We start from the raw sequence: 363 nt of genomic DNA on the forward strand, positions 1-363 counted from the left end.
CGCAATCCTGGCAGTTGGCCGAGGCGCTGTCTTTATTCAGGTAAGTAACATGCAGGCTATAGTGCTTGGCATCGTCCAGACCTTTCAACCTCAGGCTGACACTGTCCAAATCAAACAGAAAACGCTCGGCATTCCGTACGCCCCACTCGGTTGAAGCACTGCCTTGCTCTACGATAACCTGTGCCAATGTCCCGCTGGTCTCATTAGCCCCGGCATTGAAATACGCAAACTCGGTACCGTCACTGCGGGCCGCACTCACTGTCACATTGGCATTGACCTCATCACCACTGCCTCCCGCGGCACCGCCGGCACCATCGGCCGCGCCCCACCACACATCCTTGGCCTCCAGCCGCGTGCTCGTCT

The 363-nt window shown here is 58.1% G+C and carries 1 protein-coding gene; it reads right to left on the reverse strand.

Going from position 1 to position 363, the window contains the following annotated elements; all coding sequences use genetic code 11:
- Nucleotides 1–363, reverse strand: a 363-nt coding sequence (locus tag LZP73_RS19465) for a hypothetical protein (RefSeq protein ID WP_234236569.1), incomplete at both ends; no start/stop codon positions are given.

The organism is Shewanella sp. AS16 (assembly GCF_021412365.1).
Taxonomy (GTDB): Bacteria; Pseudomonadota; Gammaproteobacteria; order Enterobacterales; family Shewanellaceae; genus Shewanella; species Shewanella salipaludis.